An 18,564-nucleotide genomic window follows, 5' to 3' on the forward strand; every position below is an offset into this window, starting at 1 on the left:
GTTCTTCGAGGTCCGCCAGGATCTCCGTTTCACGAGCCCTGGGACGTCATGCAGATTCGCGACCTTCCGTATTCGGATCCCGGCGACCCCGATGTCCGTTCAGGCCCCCGCTTCCTGTACTGGCTCGGGCGCAACCAGCTCGGCGGCCAGCTCAAGGCCCTCGGCTGGGGGCTGCTGCACCAGTTGGGCATCGCCGGGTTCCCGGTCGCCGTGGGTTTCGCCGTCCAAGCCGTCATCGACCGCTCCGGAGGGCGGCTCGCGCTGGCCGGCGGCATGACCGTGGTGCTCGGCGTCCTGCTCGCCCTCGGCGACACCATGCTGCACCGGACCGCCGTGACCAACTGGATCACCGCCGCCGCCCGCGTCCAGCAACTGCTCGCCCGCAAGACCGCCGAGCTGGGCTCGGCGCTGACGCGGCGGGTCGCGGCCGGCGAGGTCGTCGCCGTCTCGACCGGCGACGTGGAGAAGATCGGCTGGTTCGTCGAGGCGCTCTCCCGTTTCGCCGCCGCGGCCACCGCCCTCGTGGTGGTCTGCGTCGGCCTGGTTCTCTACCTCCCGTCCCTCGGCCTGCTGGTGGCGCTCGCCATGCCGGTGCTCGCCCTGGCCGTGCTGCCGCTGCTGCCGCCCGCCACGCGGCGCGCCGACGAGCAGCGGGACAAGGCGGGCAAGGCCACCGAGCTGGCCTCGGACACGGTCGCCGGACTGCGCGTGCTGCGTGGGATCGGCGGCGAGGAACTTTTCCTCGGCCGCTACCGCCGCGCCTCCCAGGAGGTTCGCAGGGCCGCCGTGCGCAGCGCCCGGATGTGGGCGCTGATCTCGGCGGTGCAGGTGCTGCTGCCGGGCGTTCTGCTGATCTCGCTGGTCTGGTACGGGGCGGTACTCGCGCGCGAGGGCCGGATCGAGGTCGGCCAGCTCGTCACCGTCTACAGCGCGGCCACCCTGATGCTGTTCCCGCTGCGCCACTTCGAGGAGATCGCGATGGCGTACTCCTTCTCCCGGCCGTCCGCCCAGCGCGCGGTGCGGGTGCTGTCGCTGCGCCGCAGCGACCGGGAGGCCACCGTCGAGGGCGTCGCCCCGGTAGGCGACCTGTACGACCCCGTGACCGGTCTGATGGCTCCCCGGGGGCAGTTCACCGCCGTCGTCTGCGGCGATCCGGACGAGGCGGGACGGCTGGCCGAACGGCTCGGCGGGCACGCCGGGGCGCCCGAGGACGCGGAACCGGGGAACGCCGGGACCGCGCGGGGCCCCGGGGCCGGGGAGGCCCGGGAGAGCGCGGGTACGGCGAAGGACGCGGCGCGGCAACCGTCCGTGCTGCTCGGCGGGGTCGCCCTCGACGAGATCCCGCTGGACGCCGCGCGGGCCGCCGTCCTGGTCCAGGACAAGGACCCGGTGCTGCTGTCCGGCACGCTCCGGGAGCTGCTGGACGTCCCGTCCTCGGGTCTGGTCACCGCCGACGCGGCGTTGGAGGCGGCCCAGTGCGGTGACGTGCTGAGCGCCCTGGCGCAGGCGTCCCCCGACAGCGACGGGGATCCGATGCGGACCCGGATCACCGAGCGCGGGCGGTCCCTGTCCGGCGGCCAGCGCCAGCGCCTCGCGCTGGCCCGGTCGTTGGTCACCGATCCGCAGGCGCTGGTGCTGGACGAGCCGACCTCGGCGGTCGACTCGCACACCGAGGCGCGTGTGGCCGCCGGGATCGCGAAGCTGCGCCGGGGGCGTACGACGGTGGCGTTCGCCTCGTCGCCGCTGCTGCTCGACGCCGCCGACCGGGTGGTCCTCGTCCACGAGGGCTCCGTGGTCGCCGTCGGCGGCCACCGCGACCTGCTGCGCACCGAGCCGCGCTACCGGGCGGTCGTCACCCGGGAGACCGACGAGGAGGCGGCCGCCGCACACCCGGTGGGCGACGCCGTCGAGATCCCCGCCATGAAGAGCATCCAGGAAATCGAGGAGAGGGCATGATCGGCGTCGCACCCCCGGCGTACGACCCCGCGGCCCCGGAGTCGGCGACGACGCTGCCCGTGGGCTCGCCGACGACCGTGCGGAGCTACGTACGGAGTCTGCTGCGCCGCCACCGCGTGGCGTTCGCGATCCTGATCGCGGCCAACGCGGTGGCCGTGATCGCCTCGATCACCGGGCCGTATCTGCTGGGCCGGCTGGTGGAGGACCTTTCGAGCGGGGCCGCCGAACTGCACCTGGAGCTCACGGTGGCGGTCTTCGCCGTCGCGCTGGCCGTCCAGGTCGTGTTCACCCGCTCCACGCGGGTGCGCGGCGCGATGCTGGGCGAGGAGATGCTGGCGGACCTGCGCGAGGACTTCCTCGTACGGTCCGTGGGGCTGCCGCCCGGGGTCCTGGAGCGGGCGGGGACGGGCGATCTGCTCTCCCGGATCACCACGGACATCGACCGGCTGGCGAACGCGATGCGCGAGGCCGTGCCGCAGTTGGTGATCGGCGTGGTGTGGGCCGGGCTGCTGCTCGGCGCGCTGACGGTGACCGCTCCCCCGCTGGCGCTGGCCGTGCCGATCACGCTGCCGGTGCTGGTCGTCGGCTGCCGCTGGTACTTCCGCCGGGCCCCCTCGGCCTACCGCTCGGAGGCCGCCGGTTACGCCGCCGTCGCCGCGATGCTGGCGGAGACCGTGGACGCCGGGCGGACCGTGGAGGCGCACCGCCTCGGCGACCGCCGGGTGGCGCTGTCGGACCGCCGCATCACCGAGTGGACCGCCTGGGAGCGGTACACGCTGTTCCTGCGCTCGGTGCTGTTCCCCGTCATCAACGCGACGTACGTGACGGTCCTCGGCGCGGTCCTGCTGCTCGGCGGCTGGTTCGTGCTGGAGGGGTGGATCACGGTCGGGCAGCTGACGACGGGTGCGCTGCTGTCCCAGATGCTGGTCGATCCGATCGGTCTGATCCTGCGCTGGTACGACGAACTCCAGGTGGCCCAGGTGTCGTTGGCGCGGCTGGTCGGCGTCCGGGAGATCGAGCCGGACGCGGGCGACGCCGATGTCGTCCCGGACGGCCGGGACGTGCGGGCGGACGAGGTGCGGTTCGGCTACCGGGAGGGCGTCGACGTCCTGCACCGGGTCTCGCTCGATGTGGCCCCGGGCACCCGGCTCGCCCTGGTGGGCCCCTCCGGCGCGGGCAAGTCCACGCTGGGGCGGCTGCTGGCGGGGATCTACGCCCCGCGCACCGGTGAGGTGACGCTCGGCGGGGCGGAGCTGTCCCGGATGCGGGCGGAGCGGGTCCGTGAGCATGTGGCCCTGGTCAACCAGGAGCACCACGTCTTCGTCGGGACCCTGCGGGACAACCTGCTGCTGGCCCGGAACGGGGCCGGGGACGCGGAGCTGTGGGCGGCGCTGGCCGCGGTGGACGCGGACGGCTGGGCGCGGGGGCTGGAGAAGGAGCTGGACACGGAGGTCGGCTCGGGCGGGTTCGCGCTGACCCCGGCGCAGGCCCAGCAGATCGCGCTGGCCCGGCTGGTGCTGGCCGATCCGCACACGCTGGTGCTGGACGAGGCGACCTCGCTGCTGGACCCGCGGGCCGCCCGTCATCTGGAGCGTTCGCTCGCCCGGGTGCTGGAGGGCCGTACGGTCGTGGCGATCGCGCACCGCCTGCACACCGCGCACGACGCGGACGTGATCGCGGTGGTGGAGGACGGCCGGATCAGCGAACTGGGCAGTCACGACGAGCTGGTGGCGGCGGACGGCGCGTACGCGTCGCTGTGGCGGTCCTGGCACGGGTGAGCCGCCGCCTCCGGCCCGGGCCCGCGCTCACCGGGCCGGAGGGTCTGCCCGCGCTCACCGGACCGGAGGGTCTGCCCGTGCTCACCGGGCCGCGGGGCCGCGGTCGGTCTGGAGGAGCTGGTCGACGGGGGCGTGGTCGTCGGTGAGGACGCGGGCGTCGCCCGTCCACGCGGCGAGGGTCTCGCCGGAGGCGATCCGCCAGCCGACGTCCCGGGCGTCGAGGGCCCGTTGAATGGCGGGGGCGTCGACGGGACGGCCGGAGGCGACCACCACCAGGTTGCCGCCCACGGTGGACGCGGTCGGGTCCAGGCCGATGTCCGCGGCCTTCCCGAGGAGCGCGACGTGCGGGAAGGCCGCGGCGAGGGTGGCGACCTCGGCGCGGGCGAAGGCGAGTCCGCCGTGGTCGATGAGGTTGGCGACGTACAGGCCGTCCGCGTCGAGCGCCCGGCGTACGTCCGCCAGCGCCTGGGAGGTCGTGAGGTGCCACGGCACGCTGACGCCCCCGAAGGCGTCGCCGACGACCAGGTCGCGGCTGCCCTCCTCCAGCCGCCGCAGCCCCAGCCGACCGTCCTCCACGCGTACGTCGATGCCGGTCGCGGCCGGGGAGCCGAGGCCCAGCCGTTCCCGGTCGACGCGGACGACTCCGGGGTCGATCTCGGAGACGAGGCTGCGGGTGCCGGGGCGCACGGCGGCGAGGTAGCGGGGGAAGGTGAGGCCGCCGCCCCCGATGTGGTGGGCGGTCAGCGGCTCGCCCTCGGGGAAGGCGGTGTCGACCACGGAGGCGATGGCGCGTACGTAGGCGAACCTCAGGTACGTCGGATCGTCGATGTCGACATAGGAGTGGCGCAGGCCGTCCAGGACCAGGGTGCGGCCGGTGGCGCGGTCGGGGTCCGCGACGACCCGGGCACAGTGGTAGCGGGTCTCCGCGTCGCAGCCGCCGGGCGCGAACCCGGTGGCGAGCGAGCCCGCGACGACGGTCGCCAGGGCGGCGGCCGCCGCCCGGCGGGAGCGCCGGGCCCGCCCTCCGACGAGGACGGCCGCGAGAACCAGCAGGGTCCCGAGGCCGATCAGGATGGAGCTGACGGGCAGCCGGGAGACCAGGACGAACCCGGTGAGGACGGTGCCGACGATGGCTCCGAGGGTCCCCACGCCCGACAGCCGCCCCACGACGGTCCCGGTCTCGGCGAGACTGGTGAGCCGCAGCTTGGTCACGAACGGGGTCACCGCGGAGAGCAGCGCCCCGGGCACCAGGAGGGTGGCCGACGCGACCAGCAGGAGCAACGCCGGTGACCATTGGGCGGTGGTGCGCAGCAGCAGCGGGGTGAGCGCCACGACCACGCCCGACACCCCGAGCGCGGGAGCGATGAGCGGGCGCGGATCGACCTGGTCCGCGAGGCGGCCGCCCAGCCAGGAGCCCAGCGCGATCGCCGTGAGGGCGACGCCGATCACCATGGTGCTGGTCTCCAGCGTGAGACCGAGGTACGGGGCCAGCAGCCGCAGGGCGACGATCTCGACCACCAGGACCGCGGCCGACGACCCGAACACGAGGGCCGCGGCGGCGCGGGGCCCCGGCCCGGGAGCGGGCGACGGGATGTCGGCGGGAGGGGGCGTGTCGGCAGGGTGCGGGGAGGGCGAGGTGGTCACCCCGGCATCCTCGCACGGGGGCGTACGGCCGAACTCCCCTCGCCCCAGCGGGTGGTGTGCTCCGGCACACCGGCGGTCCGCACGCGCCGGGGAGAGTTCCGGCGGTAAATGCGGTGCGCCCGCGCCGGGGACGGTGGTCCCATGGGCCGATGCACCGAGACGAGACGGCCGGCACCGCCACCACCACCGACGTGATCAGGGCCGATGCGCCCCCGGCCATCGACCGGGGGCGGTTCCCGGACGCCGTGACGCCCTGGGAGGACCCGGTCTGGCGGGCGGACGCCCTCGCCTGGATCGCCGAGAACCTCGCCGCCCACGGGCTGGCGGAGACGGCCCCCCGGAGCGTACGGCTGCGCCCCTGGTCGGTGCTGGTGCGGCTGACCGTCGCCGGAACCGGCCCGGTGTGGTTCAAGGCGGTGCCGCCCGCCGCGGCCTTCGAGGCGGGGCTCACCGACGCCCTGGCCCGCTGGGTCCCGGACCACGTGCTGACTCCGCTCGCCGTCGAGGTCGAACGCGGCTGGATCCTGACCCCGGACGGCGGGCCCGTGCTGGCTGAGGTGCTGGACGGGGCCGCCGAGGAGGGCCGGGCCGCCGATCCCCGGTACTGGGAGGAGCCGCTGCGCCGGTACGCCGCGATGCAGCGGGCGCTGACGCCGTACGCGAAGGAGATCGCGGCGCTCGGGGTGCCGGTGGCCAAGCCGGGCGATCTGCCCGCTCTGTTCGACCGGCTGGTCGCGGAGAACGCCGCGCTGACCAGGGACGACCGGGTGGCGATGGAGGCCCTGCGGCCCCGGGTGGCCGACTGGTGCGAGGAGTTGGCGGCGACGGGGGTGGCCGACTCGCTGGACCACGCCGATCTGCACGAGAAGCAGGTGTTCGCGCCCGGGTCAGGCCGGTACGCGTTCTTCGACTGGGGTGACGCGCTGGTCGGGCATCCGTTCTGCAGCCTGCTCGTCCCCGCCCGCGCCGCCCTCGATCGCTGCGGCCCCGAGGCGCTGCCCCGGCTGCGGGACGCCTATCTGGAGCCGTGGACCGGCGGCGGCGCGAGCGCCGCGGAGCTGCGCCGCGCGGTGAGGACGGCGTGGCGGCTGGCGGCGCTGGGCCGGGCCGCCTCCTGGGGGCGGATGTTCCCCGCGCCGCCCGGAGCGCCGGCCGTCGCCGGGGACGAGGAGGGCGCGTACTGGCTGCGGGAGCTCGCGGTCGATCCGCCGCTCTGACCGGCCCCCGTTTCACCCCGCCGGGAGGCGGATGCCGGGGCATCCGGTGAGGATGAGGGGTGAATCACCCGGTAAACGGGGCAGGCGAGCGCAGAACCACGCAAGCCCGAGAAGGGACGCAGACCGTGGCACCACCCAGGATTCTTGTCGTCGGCGCCGGCTTCGCAGGCGTCGAGTGCGTACGCCGCCTGGAGCGCAGGCTCGCTCCGGGAGAGGCCCGGATCACGCTCGTCACACCGTTCTCGTACCAGCTCTACCTGCCGCTGCTCCCCCAGGTGGCCTCCGGGGTGCTCACGCCCCAGTCCGTGGCGGTCTCGTTGCGCCGCAGCCGCCGCCACCGGACCCGGATCGTGCCGGGCGGGGCGATCGGCGTGGATCCGCAGGCGAAGGTCTGCGTGATCCGCAAGATCACGGACGAGATCGTCGAGGAACCCTACGACTACATCGTGCTGGCGGCCGGCAGCGTCACCCGGACCTTCGACATCCCCGGACTGCTGGACAACGCCCGGGGGATGAAGACGCTGGCCGAGGCCGCATACGTGCGGGACCACGTCATCGCCCAGCTCGATCTGGCGGACGCCAGCCAGGACGAGGCCGAGCGGGCCTCCCGGCTCCAGTTCGTGGTGGTCGGCGGCGGTTACGCGGGCACGGAGACGGCAGCCTGCCTCCAGCGGCTCACCACCAACGCGGTGAAGCACTATCCGCGGCTGGACCCCCGGCTGATCAAGTGGCACCTGATCGACATCGCGCCCAAGCTGATGCCGGAACTGGGCGACAAGCTGGGGCTGGCCGCCCTCGACGTGCTCCGCAAGCGGAACATCGAGGTGTCGCTCGGAGTCTCGATCGACAAGGCCGGGCCGGAGGAGGTCACCTTCACGGACGGCCGGGTGCTGCCCTGCCGGACGCTGATCTGGACCGCCGGGGTGGCCGCGAGCCCGCTGATCGGGACGCTCGGCGCGGAGACCGTGCGCGGCCGGCTCGCCGTGACCCCGCAGTTCGCGCTGCCCGGGTCCGACGGGGTGTTCGCGGCCGGCGACGCGGCGGCGGTGCCCGACCTGGCCAAGGGCGACGGAGCGATCTGCCCGCCCACCGCGCAGCACGCGATGCGGCAGGGCAAGGTCCTCGCGGACAACCTGATCGCCTCGCTGCGCGGCCGGCCGCTCCAGGACTACGTGCACAAGGACCTGGGTCTCGTCGTGGACCTGGGCGGCAAGGACGCCGTCTCCAAGCCGCTGGGCATCGAACTGCGCGGGCTGCCCGCGCAGGCCGTGGCTCGCGGCTACCACTGGTCGGCGCTGCGGACCAACGTGGCGAAGACCCGCGTCATGACGAACTGGATGCTGAACGCGGTCGCCGGCGACGACTTCGTACGGACCGGGTTCCAGTCGCGCAAGCCGGCGACGCTGCGGGACTTCGAGTACACGGACGCCTATCTGACGCCGGAGCAGGTCAGGGAGCACACGGAGGCGGCGGTCATCAAGCACTGAGCCGCCGCCGTCCGTGCCGTGAGCCCGCCCCGGTCGCCCGGGGCGGGCTCATGACTGCCGGAACAGGACCGTCTCCACGGTGTCGGCCTCCTGCGCGGTCTTGTCCTCCCGGTAGCGCAGGACGCGGGCGAAGCGGAGGGTGACGCCGGCCGGGTAGCGGGTGGAGCGCTGGAGTCCGTCGTAGGCGATCTCGACGACGAGTTCCGGGCGTACGGTGACGACGTGGCCGTCGTCGTGGGTGGCCAGTTCGCCCAGTTTCTCCGTCTGCCAGTCCAGCAGGGCGTCGGTGAGCCCCTTGAAGGTCTTGCCGAGCATCGCGAACGTGCCGTCGGGCCTGCGGGCGCCCAGGTGCAGGTTGGAGAGCTTGCCGGTGCGGCGGCCGCTTCCCCACTCGACGGCCAGCACCACCAGGTCCAGGGTGTGCACGGGCTTCACCTTCAGCCAGGACGCGCCCCGGCGGCCCGCGCTGTAGGCGGCGGCGAGGTCTTTGACGACGACGCCCTCGTGGCCGCGTCCCAGGGTGGTGGCGAGGAAGGCCCCGGCCGCCGCGCGGGCCCCGGGGTCGTCCGGGTCGGCCACCGGGGTGCGGCGGACGCGCAGGTCCTCGGGGACGAGCCGGTCCAGGACGGCGTGGCGCTCGGCGAAGGGCAGGTCGAGCAGTTCGTCGTCGCCGACCAGGAGCGCGTCGAAGAAGACCGGGACGACGGGGACGTGGGCCGCCGCCTCGGCCACGTCGCGGCGGGAGCCGACCCGGGAGGCGGTCTCCTGGAAGGGGCGGGGGCGGCCGTCCTCCCCCAGCGCGATCACCTCGCCGTCCAGGATGAAGCGGTCGGCCGGGAGGGCGGCGACGGCCGTGACGAGTTCGGGCAGCCGTTCGGTGATGTCGTCGAGGGTCCGGGTGTAGGCGCGGATCCGGTCGCCGTCGCGGTGGACCTGTACGCGGATGCCGTCGAGCTTCTCCTCGACCGCGCACGGGCCCAGCCGGTCGAGGGCCTCCTCGACCGAGGCGGCGGTGTGCGCGAGCATCGGCTGGACGGGCCGCCCGACGGTGAGCCGGAACCCCGCCAGGGCGCCGGGGCCCTCCGCGAGGAGGACGCGGGCGACCTCCTGGAGCGAGCCGGCGAGCATCACGGCGCGCCGGACGTCGGCGGGCGGGGCGTCGGCGGCGTGGGCCAGGGCGTCGGCGGCGAGGGCGTCCAGGGCCCCCTGGCGCACCTCGCCGATGAGCAGGGCCCGCAGGAAGCGCTGTTCGTCGGCGGTGGCGGCGGCGAACAGCGCGCGCAGGTGTTCCTTGCGTCGCGCCTGAGAGCCAGGGCCGGAGACGGCGGCGAGGGCGGTCAGCGCGGCGTCGACGCCGGTGACGGTGAGCGTGGGCTCCGCGGCCGGTTCGACGGGGTCCCCGAGGCTCCGCCACCCGACGCCGATCCGGCCCTGGGGCAGCCGTCCGGCGAGGTAGGGGATGACGACGGGGACGTCCTCGGGTCCGGCGTCGCGGAAGAGGCCGGCGAGGAGCGCCACCTTCCTGGACCGGGCGGAGGTGGCGGCGACCTCCAGGGACACCTGGGCGAGCTCGGCGAGCAGCATGCGCCCATGGTGCTACGGGGCCGCGCCCGATGCCCTTCCGTACGGCCCCGGGCGCGCCGCCGTACGGAGGGGCGCGGCGGCGAGAAGGGGCCCGGACGAAGGAGCGGCGCGGCAGCGCGGGGGGGCCGGACGGCGAAGACGCCCGGCCCCCCGGGGCGTCATATGAAGTTGAGGGCGGCGGCCCCGCCGACCCCTCCGAGGATCATGAAGAGGGGCATCAGCACCTTCAGCTCCACCCAGCTCCCGGCCCGGAAGCGCATGGCCTTCGGCGGGCCGAGCGGATACCAGCGCTTGCGGCCGATCGGGATGGGCCACAGGATCGGGCAGCCCGAGACGGTCAGGGCGTCGCCGATGTCGTGGACGAGGGCGCCCAGCACGATGGGCAGGCCCAGCCACATGTACTCCTGGCCGGGGGCGTCGAACAGCCAGTCGGCGCCGTTGCCGGGCTTGTCCAGGACGCCCGCGAGAATCCAGGCGCTGGTGGCGCCGAGCAGCCACACCAGGATGTCGCTGGAGACGCGGGCGGCCCGCCACAGCAGGCCCTCGACCGCGAGCACGAGGTGGACGAAGAGGATGGCGAGAACCGCCCAGCGGCCGCCGTTGACCGCGGCGAAGGAGCATCCGCCGCCGACCAGGGCGGCCCACACCCAGGTGTGCGTCAGGGTGCGGTGCCCGCCGGTCCTGCGGGGGTCGCCGGCGCTCTTGGTGGCCTTGTAGACGGCGTAGGAGAGCTTGTCGACGATCTCGCAGAGGGCTTTGGAGACCGGGCCGAAGGCGCGCGAGATGGTCGCCGACTTGTGGTCGAGGTCGGGGGCGAGCGCGGCTCCCGCGCAGATCAGGGCTCCGACGACGAGGACCGGCCAGGGCATCGCGTAGCCCGCCGCGGTGGCCGCGGCGCCCACCCCCAGCCAGGCCGCCGCGCCGGACAGCGAATGTGCCGGTCCCATCATGGTCTTTTCCCGCCCCCAGTGTCGCGTGCGCCCAGCACCGGTGCGGAGCGGGCAGGTTGAGAGCGCAGCGTATCGCCCATGATCTTGGTCGCGTCGGCCGGTTCCCTCATCCGGGCGGAAGACAGGCAAGATGGGGGGCGTGACCCTCATCGACCAGCTTCCCCAGACCGCCGACCCGGACGCCCTCTTCGAGGCCTTCTCCTCATGGACCGAGAGCCAGGGCATCACGATGTACCCGGCTCAGGAGGAGGCGCTGATCGAGGTGGTCTCCGGGGCGAACGTGATCCTCTCCACCCCGACCGGCTCGGGCAAGAGCCTGGTGGCGGCGGGCGCGCACTTCACCGCGCTGGCGCAGGACAAGGTCACCTTCTACACGGCCCCCATCAAGGCGCTGGTGTCGGAGAAGTTCTTCGACCTGTGCAAGCTGTTCGGCACCGAGAACGTCGGGATGCTCACCGGTGACGCCTCGGTCAACGCGGACGCCCCGGTGATCTGCTGCACGGCCGAGGTGCTGGCCTCCATCGCGCTGCGCGACGGGAAGTACGCCGACATCGGCCAGGTCGTGATGGACGAGTTCCACTTCTACGCGGAGCCGGACCGGGGCTGGGCCTGGCAGATTCCGCTGCTGGAGCTGCCGCAGGCGCAGTTCGTGCTGATGTCGGCGACGCTCGGCGACGTCTCGATGTTCGAGAAGGACCTGACCCGGCGCACGGGCCGCCCCACCTCCGTGGTGCGCTCGGCGACCCGCCCGGTGCCGCTCAGCTACGAGTACCGCTTCACGCCGATCACCGAGACGCTGACGGAGCTGCTCGACACCCGCCAGTCGCCAGTCTACATCGTGCACTTCACGCAGGCGGCGGCGGTCGAGCGGGCGCAGTCGCTGATGAGCATCAACATGTGCACCAAGGAGGAGAAGGAGAGGATCGCCGATCTGATCGGCAGCTTCCGCTTCACCACCAAGTTCGGGCAGAACCTCTCCCGTTACGTACGTCACGGGATCGGCGTGCACCACGCGGGGATGCTGCCCAAGTACCGCCGCCTGGTGGAGAAGCTGGCCCAGGCGGGGCTGTTGAAGGTGATCTGCGGGACGGACACGCTGGGTGTCGGCGTCAACGTCCCCATCCGCACGGTGCTGTTCACGGCGCTCACGAAGTACGACGGCACCCGGGTGCGGACCCTGCGGGCACGGGAGTTCCACCAGATCGCGGGCCGGGCGGGCCGGGCCGGCTTCGACACGGCGGGCTTCGTCGTGGCGCAGGCCCCCGAGCACGTCATCGAGAACGAGAAGGCGCTGAAGAAGGCGGGCGACGACCCGAAGAAGAAGCGCAAGGTGGTCCGCAAGAAGGCTCCGGAGGGGTTCGTCGCCTGGTCGGAGACCACCTTCGACAAGCTGATCCAGTCCGAGCCGGAGCCGCTGACCTCCCGCTTCCGGGTCACGCACACCATGCTCCTCGCGGTGATCGCCCGGCCGGGCAACGCGTTCGAGGCGATGCGGAGTCTGCTGGAGGACAACCACGAGCCGCGCCGGGCGCAGCTGCGGCACATCCGGCGGGCCATCGCGATCTACCGGTCGCTGCTGGACGGCGGGGTGGTGGAGCGGCTGGAGACGCCGGACGCCGAGGGGCGGATCGTGCGGCTGACGGTCGACCTCCAGCAGGACTTCGCGCTGAACCAGCCGCTGTCCACGTTCGCGCTGGCCGCGTTCGACCTGCTGGACCCCGAATCGCCGTCGTACGCGCTGGACATGGTCTCGGTGGTCGAGTCGACGCTGGACGACCCCCGGCAGATCCTCGCCGCCCAGCAGAACAAGGCGCGCGGCGAGGCCGTCGGGCAGATGAAGGCGGACGGGGTCGAGTACGAGGAGCGGATGGAGCGGCTCCAGGAGGTCACGTACCCGAAGCCGCTGAGCGAGCTGCTGTGGCACGCGTACGACGTGTACCGGCGGAGCCACCCGTGGGTGAGCGACCACCCGGTGTCGCCGAAGTCGGTGATCCGCGACATGTACGAACGGGCCATGACGTTCACCGAGTTCACCTCGCACTACGAGCTGGCCCGGACCGAGGGCATCGTGCTGCGGTATCTGGCGAGCGCGTACAAGGCGCTGGAGCACACGATCCCGGACGACCTGAAGTCGGAGGACCTCCAGGACCTGATCTCGTGGCTCGGCGAGATGGTGCGCCAGGTGGACTCCAGCCTGCTGGACGAGTGGGAGCAGCTGGCCAACCCCGAGGTGGAGACCGCCGAGGAGGCCCAGGAGAAGGCGGACGAGGTCAAGCCGGTCACGGCCAACCCGCGCGCCTTCCGGGTGCTGGTGCGCAACGCGATGTTCCGGCGGGTGGAGCTGGCCGCGCTGGACCGGGCCGGCGCCCTGGGCGAGCTGGACGGCGACTCCGGGTGGGACGAGGACGCGTGGGGCGAGGCCCTGGACGCGTACTGGGACGCGCACGAGGAGATCGGCACCGGGCCGGACGCGCGCGGCCCGAAGCTGCTGAGGATCGAGGAGGACCCGGCGCACGGGCTGTGGCGGGTCTGGCAGGCGTTCGCCGACCCGGCGGGCGATCACGACTGGGGCATCAAGGCCGAGGTGGACCTCGCGGCGTCCGACGAGGAGGGCCGGGCGGTCGTCCGGGTCACCGGGGTCGGCCAGCTGTGAACCGGACTCCGACGCGTGACGGGAGAGGTACGGCATGACGAATCCGGCCGAGCGGCTGGTCGATCTTCTCGACCTGGAGCGGATCGAGGTGGACATCTTCCGGGGTCGCAGCCCGGAGGAGTCCCTGCAACGGGTCTTCGGCGGGCAGGTGGCGGGCCAGGCGCTGGTGGCGGCGGGCCGGACCACCGAGGGGGACCGCCCGGTCCACTCGCTGCACGCCTACTTCCTGCGGCCGGGGCGGCCCGGGGTGCCGATCGTGTACCAGGTGGAGCGGGTGCGGGACGGTCGGTCCTTCACCACCCGGCGGGTCACGGCCGTCCAGGAGGGCCGGACGATCTTCAATCTGACGGCGTCCTTCCACCGTCCCGAGGAGGCGGGGTTCGAGCACCAGCTGCCGCCCGCCCGGATCGTCCCGGACCCGGAGGAGCTGCCGACGGTGGCCGAGGAGGTGCGCGAGCACCTGGGCACGCTGCCGGACGCGCTGGAGCGGATGGCGCGGCGGCAGCCGTTCGACATCCGGTACGTGGACCGGCTGCGCTGGACGCGGGAGGAGGTCGAGGACGCGGATCCGCGGAGCGCGGTGTGGATGCGGGCGGTGGGCCCGCTGGGCGACGACCCGCTGGTGCACACCTGCGCGCTGACGTACGCGAGCGACATGACGCTGCTGGACGCGGTGCGCATCCCGGTGGAGCCGCTGTGGGGTCCGCGGGGGTTCGACATGGCGTCCCTGGACCACGCCATGTGGTTCCACCGGCCGTTCCGGGCGGACGAGTGGTTCCTGTACGACCAGGAGTCGCCGATCGCGACGGGCGGGCGGGGCCTGGCGCGGGGCCGGATCTACGACCGGTCGGGCCGGCTGCTGGTGTCGGTGGTGCAGGAGGGGCTGTTCCGGCGGCTGGACCGCCTGTAGCGGGCGCCCGGCCCCGGCGGCACTTCAGATGCCCGGCAGCGTGTCCTGCTCCACCTCGTGACGGCGGGTGCGGATGTCCGGCGGCGCGGGGTGCAGCTTGGCGTCGCAGGTCGGGCCGAGGCCGCTGCGGCGGGAGCCGGCGCCGGTGAGCGGCCGGCCGCAGAGGCGGCAGCGGACGAGGCGGCGGGCACCGTCACCGGATCGCTCCACGTGGTCGACTGCGGGCAGCGGTTCGGGGAAGGCATCGGGAGACCGCACAGGAAGATCCTTCCTCGTCGGACGGCGGAGAGAGCCATGATCCACCCTGACCGGTGTCCGCGGCCATCCCGCCCCAGGACCGTATCGCCCGAAAGGAACCCCTCTCATGACCGAGATCGTCCATGTCTCCGCGCCCGAGCTGGTCACCTACGCCGACGAGTTGGCCGGTCTGCTGGTCGAGACCGTCGATGAGGGGTCCTCGGTGGGGTTCCTGGCGCCGATGGACCGGGAGACGGCCGCGGTGTGGTGGCGGGAGCGGGCCGCCGCCGTGGAGGCCGGCAGCATCGGCATCTGGATCGCCCGGGACGGCGGCCGGGTCTCCGGGACCATCGCCCTGGTGCGCGCGCCGCTGCCGAACGCCCGGCACCGCGCGGAGGTCGCCAAGCTGATGGTCCGGCCCTCCGCCCGGGGCCAGGGGCTCGGCCGGGCGCTGCTCGCGGCGGTGGAGGCGTACGCGGCGACCGAGGGCATCACGCTGCTGATCCTGGACACCGAGACCGGCAGTCTGGCCGAACAGGTCTACTGCGGCGCGGGCTGGACGAAGGTCGGCAGCGTACCGGGATACGCGGCCGATCCGGCGGGCAGCCTCAAGCCGACGACCTTCTACTACAAGGAGCTCGCCGCTCCGTGAGCGGTGGGCGGCACCATGAGCGGTACACGCGAGGAACAGGGAGATTTCATGACGCTGCACGACATTCCGCTGCGCACCCTCACGGGCGAGCCGACGACGCTGGGCGCGTACAGCGGCCGGACCGTCCTGGTGGTCAACGTGGCCTCCAAGTGCGGGCTCACCCCGCAGTACGAGGGCCTGGAGCGGCTGCAGCAGAACTACGGGGACCGGGGCCTGACCGTGCTCGGCGTCCCGTGCAACCAGTTCGCCGGGCAGGAGCCGGGGAGCGCGGAGGAGATCCAGAGCTTCTGCTCGACCACGTACGGGGTCAGCTTCCCGCTGCTGGAGAAGACCGACGTCAACGGCGGCGACCGGCACCCGCTGTACGCGGAGCTGACGAAGCTGGCGGACGCGGACGGGGAGGCCGGGGACGTCCAGTGGAACTTCGAGAAGTTCGTGATCTCGCCGGCCGGTGAGCCGGTGGCCCGGCTCCGGCCGCGTGCGGAGCCGGAGTCCACGGAGGTCGTCGCTGCGATCGAGGCGCATCTGCCGGGCTGAGGCCGCGGGAAGGGGTGGCCGGGGACCTGTCGTCCCCGGCCACCCCTTCCGTGTGTCCGCCGCTCCGCTCCTCCGTTAGCGGATCGGCATGCCCGAGAGCGTGCGGGCGATCACCAGGCGCTGGATCTCGCTGGTGCCCTCGAAGATGGTGTAGATGGCCGCGTCGCGGTGCATGCGCTCGACGGGGTACTCGCGGGTGTAGCCGTTGCCACCGAGGATCTGGATGGCCTGCGCGGTGACGTCGCGGGCGGCCTCGCTCGCGTACAGCTTGGACATGGAGCCCTCGGCCGAGGTGAACGGCTTGCCGGTGGTCGCCATCCAGGAGGCGCGCCAGACCAGCAGCCGGGCCGCGTCGACGCGGGTGCGCATGTCGGCGAGCTGGAAGGCGATGCCCTGGTTGTCGATGATCGGGCGGCCGAACTGGCTGCGGGTCTTCGCGTAGTCGAGGGCGACCTCGTAGGCGGCGCGGGCGGTGCCCACGGCCATGGCGCCGACCGCCGGGCGGGACGCCTCGAAGGTGGCCATCGCCGCGTTCTTGACGCGCTCGCCGCCGGCCTTGGCGCGCTCCCGGGCGCGGGCGAGGCGCTCGTCGAGCTTCTCCTTGCCGCCGAGGAGGCAGTGGCCGGGGACGCGGACGTCCTCCAGGACCACCTCGGCGGTGTGGGAGGCGCGGATGCCGTGCTTCTTGAACTTCTGGCCCTGGGAGAGGCCGGGGGTGTTCGGCGGCACGATGAAGGACGCGTGGCCCTTGGAGCCGATGTCGGGGTCGACGACGGCGACGACCACGTGGACGTTGGCTATGCCGCCGTTGGTCGCCCAGGTCTTGGTGCCGTTGAGGACCCACTCGTCCTTGGCCTCGTCGTAGACGGCGCGGGTGCGCATCGAGGCCACGTCGGAGCCGGCGTCGGGCTCGGAGGAGCAGAAGGCGGCGACCTTCACGTCGTCGGCGTCGCCGTACATCTGCGGGATCCAGGTGCCGATCTGCTCCTCGGTGCCGTTGGCGAGGACGCCGACGGCCGCCAGGCCCGTACCGACGATCGACAGGCCGATGCCCGCGTCGCCCCAGAACAGCTCCTCCATGACCATGGGGATGCCGAGCCCGGTGGGGTCGAAGAACTGCTGGGCGTAGAAGTCCAGGGAGTAGATGCCGATCTTCGCGGCCTCCTGGATGACGGGCCAGGGCGTTTCCTCACGCTCGTCCCACTCGGCGGCGGCGGGGCGGATCACGTCCGCGGCGAAGCCGTGGAGCCACTCCTTGACCTGCTTCTGGTCGTCGTTGAGCTCAAGCGTGAACTCGGCCATGTTTCCCCTCCAGGCACTGCTGCGGAAAAGCGTACGTTACTTGCGGTAACCACAGTCTGTTACCGGCAAGTAGCCACTGTCAACCGCTCCGGAGCCCATCCGGCGCCGTCAGCGCGGGGTGTTACGTTGCGCGGGCGTGCAGGAGCGATGCGACGCCATCGCGTGGCCAGGGGTGGGAGAAGACGACATGGAGACCGCACGAAGCGCCGAGCGACAGCGGACCGCGGCCGAGAGCCGCCGCCGCGAGTTGCTGGAAGCGGCGGACCGGGTGGTGCTCAGGGACGGTCCGCATGCCTCGATGAACGCCATCGCCGCCGAGGCCGGGATCACCAAGCCCATCCTCTACCGCCATTTCGGGGACAAGGGCGGCCTCTACCGCGCGCTGGCCACCCGGCACACCGACGCGCTGCTCAGCGCCCTGCGGGCCGCGCTGGACGCGCCCGCCGACCGGCGCCGCCGGGTGGAATCCACGCTCGACACCTACCTCGCCGCGATCGAGGCCCGCCCCCAGGTCTACCGCTTCCTGATGCACCCGTCCGAAGGGGCGGCCGACGCCTCCCCCGCCGACGCCGCCCCGGCCGAGCAGGGATTCGACGTCGGCCGGCACTCCGCCCCGCTGCTGCGCCGCCTCGGCGAGGAGCTGGGCCAGGTGATCGCCGAGCGGGTCGACCTGGGCCCGGGCAGCGAGCAGACGGCCCGGATCTGGGGCCACGGGATCGTCGGCATGATGCACGCGGCGGGCGACTGGTGGCTCGGCGACCGGCCCTGCTCCCGCGCGCAACTGGTGCGGGCGCTGGCCGATCTGCTGTGGGGCCGCCTCGCGGAGGCGGGAGACCGCCAGGGCGGCCCGGGGTTCTGACAAGCCCGGACGCCCTACGCGGGTTCCGGCCCGGCCCGCGCGGGCGCCGACCGGCCCGCGCTCCGACCAGCCCGGCACCGGCCCGGACCGCGCGGGTTCCGACCCGCCCGGGACCGGCCCGGACGCCTCGCCCGCCCGATCCCTACGCCTCCTTGCGCGCCCAGGGCGCCCGGCGCGCCGCCCGCAGCGCACGGCTGCGGCGCAGCCCGGTCAGCCGGTCGGTGTAGACGGTGCCGGCCAGGTGGTCGCACTCGTGCTGGAGGCACCGGGCGAACCACCCCGTCCCGGCGATCCGGACCGGCTCGCCGGTCATCGTCAGGCCCTCGACGACCGCGTGGTCGAAGCGTTCCGTGCCCGCTTCCAGACCCGGAAGTGACAGACAGCCCTCCGGTCCGCGTACGGTGAGTCCGTCCGCCTCGACCAGTTCGGGATTGACCACGTGTCCCAGATGGCGGACATCGTCGTCGTCCGGACAGTCGTAGACGAACACCTTGAGCGGGACGCCGATCTGGTTGGCGGCGAGCCCGACACCCTGTGCGGCGTACATCGTGGCGAACATGTCCTCGACCAGTTTCGCGAGCGACGGGCCGAAGTCCGTGACGTCCTCGCAGGGCCGGTGGAGCAACGGGTCGCCGAGCAGACTCATCTCACGGACGAGTCCGGAGCTGCCGGGGATCGGGCGGTTTCGCATGGCGGCAAGCGTACGTTCCGCCGTGACCGGGGAGTTCCGCCGGTGCCGCGGTGCGACCGTCGCACCGGACATCGATAGGCTGGGCGCGGACCGATGCAAGGAGGATC

At 73.3% G+C, this 18,564-nt stretch carries 15 protein-coding genes; 9 read left to right on the forward strand and 6 right to left on the reverse strand.

What is annotated here, in order from left to right; all coding sequences use genetic code 11:
- Nucleotides 1–48: 48 nt before the first annotated feature.
- Together IF19_RS0119810 and IF19_RS0119815 are read left to right on the forward strand one after the other, a co-directional pair.
- Nucleotides 49–1,956 (forward strand): ABC transporter transmembrane domain-containing protein, encoded by a 1,908-nt coding sequence (locus IF19_RS0119810; protein WP_030118880.1) that lies wholly within the window; start codon nucleotides 49–51, stop codon nucleotides 1,954–1,956.
- Nucleotides 1,953–3,734: an ABC transporter ATP-binding protein gene (locus IF19_RS0119815; RefSeq protein ID WP_030118879.1), complete on the forward strand. Its 1,782-nt coding sequence runs from the start codon at nucleotides 1,953–1,955 to the stop codon at nucleotides 3,732–3,734. Before IF19_RS0119810 ends, IF19_RS0119815 begins: the two co-directional genes overlap by 4 nt.
- 81 nt (nucleotides 3,735–3,815) lie before the next feature.
- Here IF19_RS0119815 and IF19_RS0119820 read toward each other — a convergent pair whose 3' ends face one another.
- Nucleotides 3,816–5,378, reverse strand: coding sequence for a fused MFS/spermidine synthase (locus IF19_RS0119820; RefSeq protein ID WP_030120998.1), 1,563 nt, complete (start codon nucleotides 5,376–5,378; stop codon nucleotides 3,816–3,818).
- 149 nt (nucleotides 5,379–5,527) lie between these two features.
- Here IF19_RS0119820 and IF19_RS0119825 point away from each other — a divergent pair, with 149 nt between their 5' ends.
- A complete protein-coding gene (locus IF19_RS0119825) occupies nucleotides 5,528–6,595 on the forward strand; it encodes a phosphotransferase family protein (protein ID WP_078580676.1) in 1,068 nt (355 codons plus the stop codon).
- A 125-nt stretch (nucleotides 6,596–6,720) separates the two neighbouring features.
- A complete protein-coding gene (locus tag IF19_RS0119830) occupies nucleotides 6,721–8,082 on the forward strand; it encodes an NAD(P)/FAD-dependent oxidoreductase (protein ID WP_030120997.1) in 1,362 nt (453 codons plus the stop codon).
- A gap of 48 nt (nucleotides 8,083–8,130) precedes the next feature.
- Here the strand turns inward: IF19_RS0119830 and IF19_RS0119835 are convergent, their stop codons facing one another.
- Nucleotides 8,131–9,666, reverse strand: a complete 1,536-nt coding sequence (locus IF19_RS0119835; protein WP_030118874.1) for an ATP-dependent DNA ligase — start codon at nucleotides 9,664–9,666, stop codon at nucleotides 8,131–8,133.
- Between the two features lie 158 nt (nucleotides 9,667–9,824).
- Nucleotides 9,825–10,616, reverse strand: a complete 792-nt coding sequence (locus IF19_RS0119840) for a metal-dependent hydrolase (RefSeq protein WP_030118873.1) — start codon at nucleotides 10,614–10,616, stop codon at nucleotides 9,825–9,827.
- A 139-nt stretch (nucleotides 10,617–10,755) separates the two neighbouring features.
- Between IF19_RS0119840 and IF19_RS0119845 the strand changes: the two genes are divergently transcribed.
- Nucleotides 10,756–13,269: a DEAD/DEAH box helicase gene (locus IF19_RS0119845; RefSeq protein ID WP_030118872.1), complete on the forward strand. Its 2,514-nt coding sequence runs from the start codon at nucleotides 10,756–10,758 to the stop codon at nucleotides 13,267–13,269.
- A 34-nt stretch (nucleotides 13,270–13,303) separates the two neighbouring features.
- On the forward strand, nucleotides 13,304–14,179 hold the full coding sequence (locus IF19_RS0119850; protein WP_030194651.1) for an acyl-CoA thioesterase: 876 nt from the start codon (nucleotides 13,304–13,306) through the stop codon (nucleotides 14,177–14,179).
- Between the two features lie 24 nt (nucleotides 14,180–14,203).
- Here the strand turns inward: IF19_RS0119850 and IF19_RS0119855 are convergent, their stop codons facing one another.
- A complete protein-coding gene (locus tag IF19_RS0119855; RefSeq protein WP_030276571.1) occupies nucleotides 14,204–14,437 on the reverse strand; it encodes a DUF6011 domain-containing protein in 234 nt (77 codons plus the stop codon).
- A 106-nt stretch (nucleotides 14,438–14,543) separates the two neighbouring features.
- Between IF19_RS0119855 and IF19_RS0119860 the strand changes: the two genes are divergently transcribed.
- Both IF19_RS0119860 and IF19_RS0119865 read left to right on the forward strand, forming a co-directional pair.
- Nucleotides 14,544–15,068 (forward strand): GNAT family N-acetyltransferase, encoded by a 525-nt coding sequence (locus IF19_RS0119860; RefSeq protein ID WP_030194657.1) that lies wholly within the window; start codon nucleotides 14,544–14,546, stop codon nucleotides 15,066–15,068.
- A 48-nt stretch (nucleotides 15,069–15,116) separates the two neighbouring features.
- Nucleotides 15,117–15,605: a glutathione peroxidase gene (locus tag IF19_RS0119865; protein WP_030118867.1), complete on the forward strand. Its 489-nt coding sequence runs from the start codon at nucleotides 15,117–15,119 to the stop codon at nucleotides 15,603–15,605.
- Between the two features lie 75 nt (nucleotides 15,606–15,680).
- On the opposite strand, the gene IF19_RS0119870 is transcribed toward IF19_RS0119865, so the two are convergent.
- Nucleotides 15,681–16,907, reverse strand: coding sequence for an acyl-CoA dehydrogenase family protein (locus IF19_RS0119870; RefSeq protein ID WP_030118866.1), 1,227 nt, complete (start codon nucleotides 16,905–16,907; stop codon nucleotides 15,681–15,683).
- A 187-nt stretch (nucleotides 16,908–17,094) separates the two neighbouring features.
- On the opposite strand from IF19_RS0119870, the gene IF19_RS0119875 reads away from it, so the two are divergent.
- Nucleotides 17,095–17,766, forward strand: coding sequence for a TetR/AcrR family transcriptional regulator (locus IF19_RS0119875; protein ID WP_030118865.1), 672 nt, complete (start codon nucleotides 17,095–17,097; stop codon nucleotides 17,764–17,766).
- 142 nt (nucleotides 17,767–17,908) lie between these two features.
- Here IF19_RS0119875 and def read toward each other — a convergent pair whose 3' ends face one another.
- Nucleotides 17,909–18,457: a peptide deformylase gene (gene def, locus IF19_RS0119880; protein WP_030118864.1), complete on the reverse strand. Its 549-nt coding sequence runs from the start codon at nucleotides 18,455–18,457 to the stop codon at nucleotides 17,909–17,911.
- Between the last annotated feature and the right edge of the window lie 107 nt (nucleotides 18,458–18,564).

This window comes from Streptomyces californicus, assembly GCF_000717645.1.
Lineage (GTDB): Bacteria > Actinomycetota > Actinomycetes > Streptomycetales > Streptomycetaceae > Streptomyces > Streptomyces californicus.

Excerpts from the sequence above, each read along its gene's own strand:
- IF19_RS0119810 (WP_030118880.1), top strand. The coding sequence starts at position 49 with ATGCAGATTCGCGACCTTCCGTATTCGGATCCCGGCGACCCCGATGTC.
- IF19_RS0119815 (WP_030118879.1), top strand. The coding sequence starts at position 1,953 with ATGATCGGCGTCGCACCCCCGGCGTACGACCCCGCGGCCCCGGAGTCG.
- IF19_RS0119825 (WP_078580676.1), top strand. The coding sequence starts at position 5,528 with ATGCACCGAGACGAGACGGCCGGCACCGCCACCACCACCGACGTGATC.
- IF19_RS0119835 (WP_030118874.1), bottom strand. The coding sequence starts at position 9,666 with ATGCTGCTCGCCGAGCTCGCCCAGGTGTCCCTGGAGGTCGCCGCCACC.
- IF19_RS0119840 (WP_030118873.1), bottom strand. The coding sequence starts at position 10,616 with ATGATGGGACCGGCACATTCGCTGTCCGGCGCGGCGGCCTGGCTGGGG.
- IF19_RS0119850 (WP_030194651.1), top strand. The coding sequence starts at position 13,304 with ATGACGAATCCGGCCGAGCGGCTGGTCGATCTTCTCGACCTGGAGCGG.
- IF19_RS0119860 (WP_030194657.1), top strand. The coding sequence starts at position 14,544 with ATGACCGAGATCGTCCATGTCTCCGCGCCCGAGCTGGTCACCTACGCC.
- IF19_RS0119865 (WP_030118867.1), top strand. The coding sequence starts at position 15,117 with ATGACGCTGCACGACATTCCGCTGCGCACCCTCACGGGCGAGCCGACG.
- IF19_RS0119870 (WP_030118866.1), bottom strand. The coding sequence starts at position 16,907 with ATGGCCGAGTTCACGCTTGAGCTCAACGACGACCAGAAGCAGGTCAAG.
- IF19_RS0119875 (WP_030118865.1), top strand. The coding sequence starts at position 17,095 with ATGGAGACCGCACGAAGCGCCGAGCGACAGCGGACCGCGGCCGAGAGC.
- def (WP_030118864.1), bottom strand. The coding sequence starts at position 18,457 with ATGCGAAACCGCCCGATCCCCGGCAGCTCCGGACTCGTCCGTGAGATG.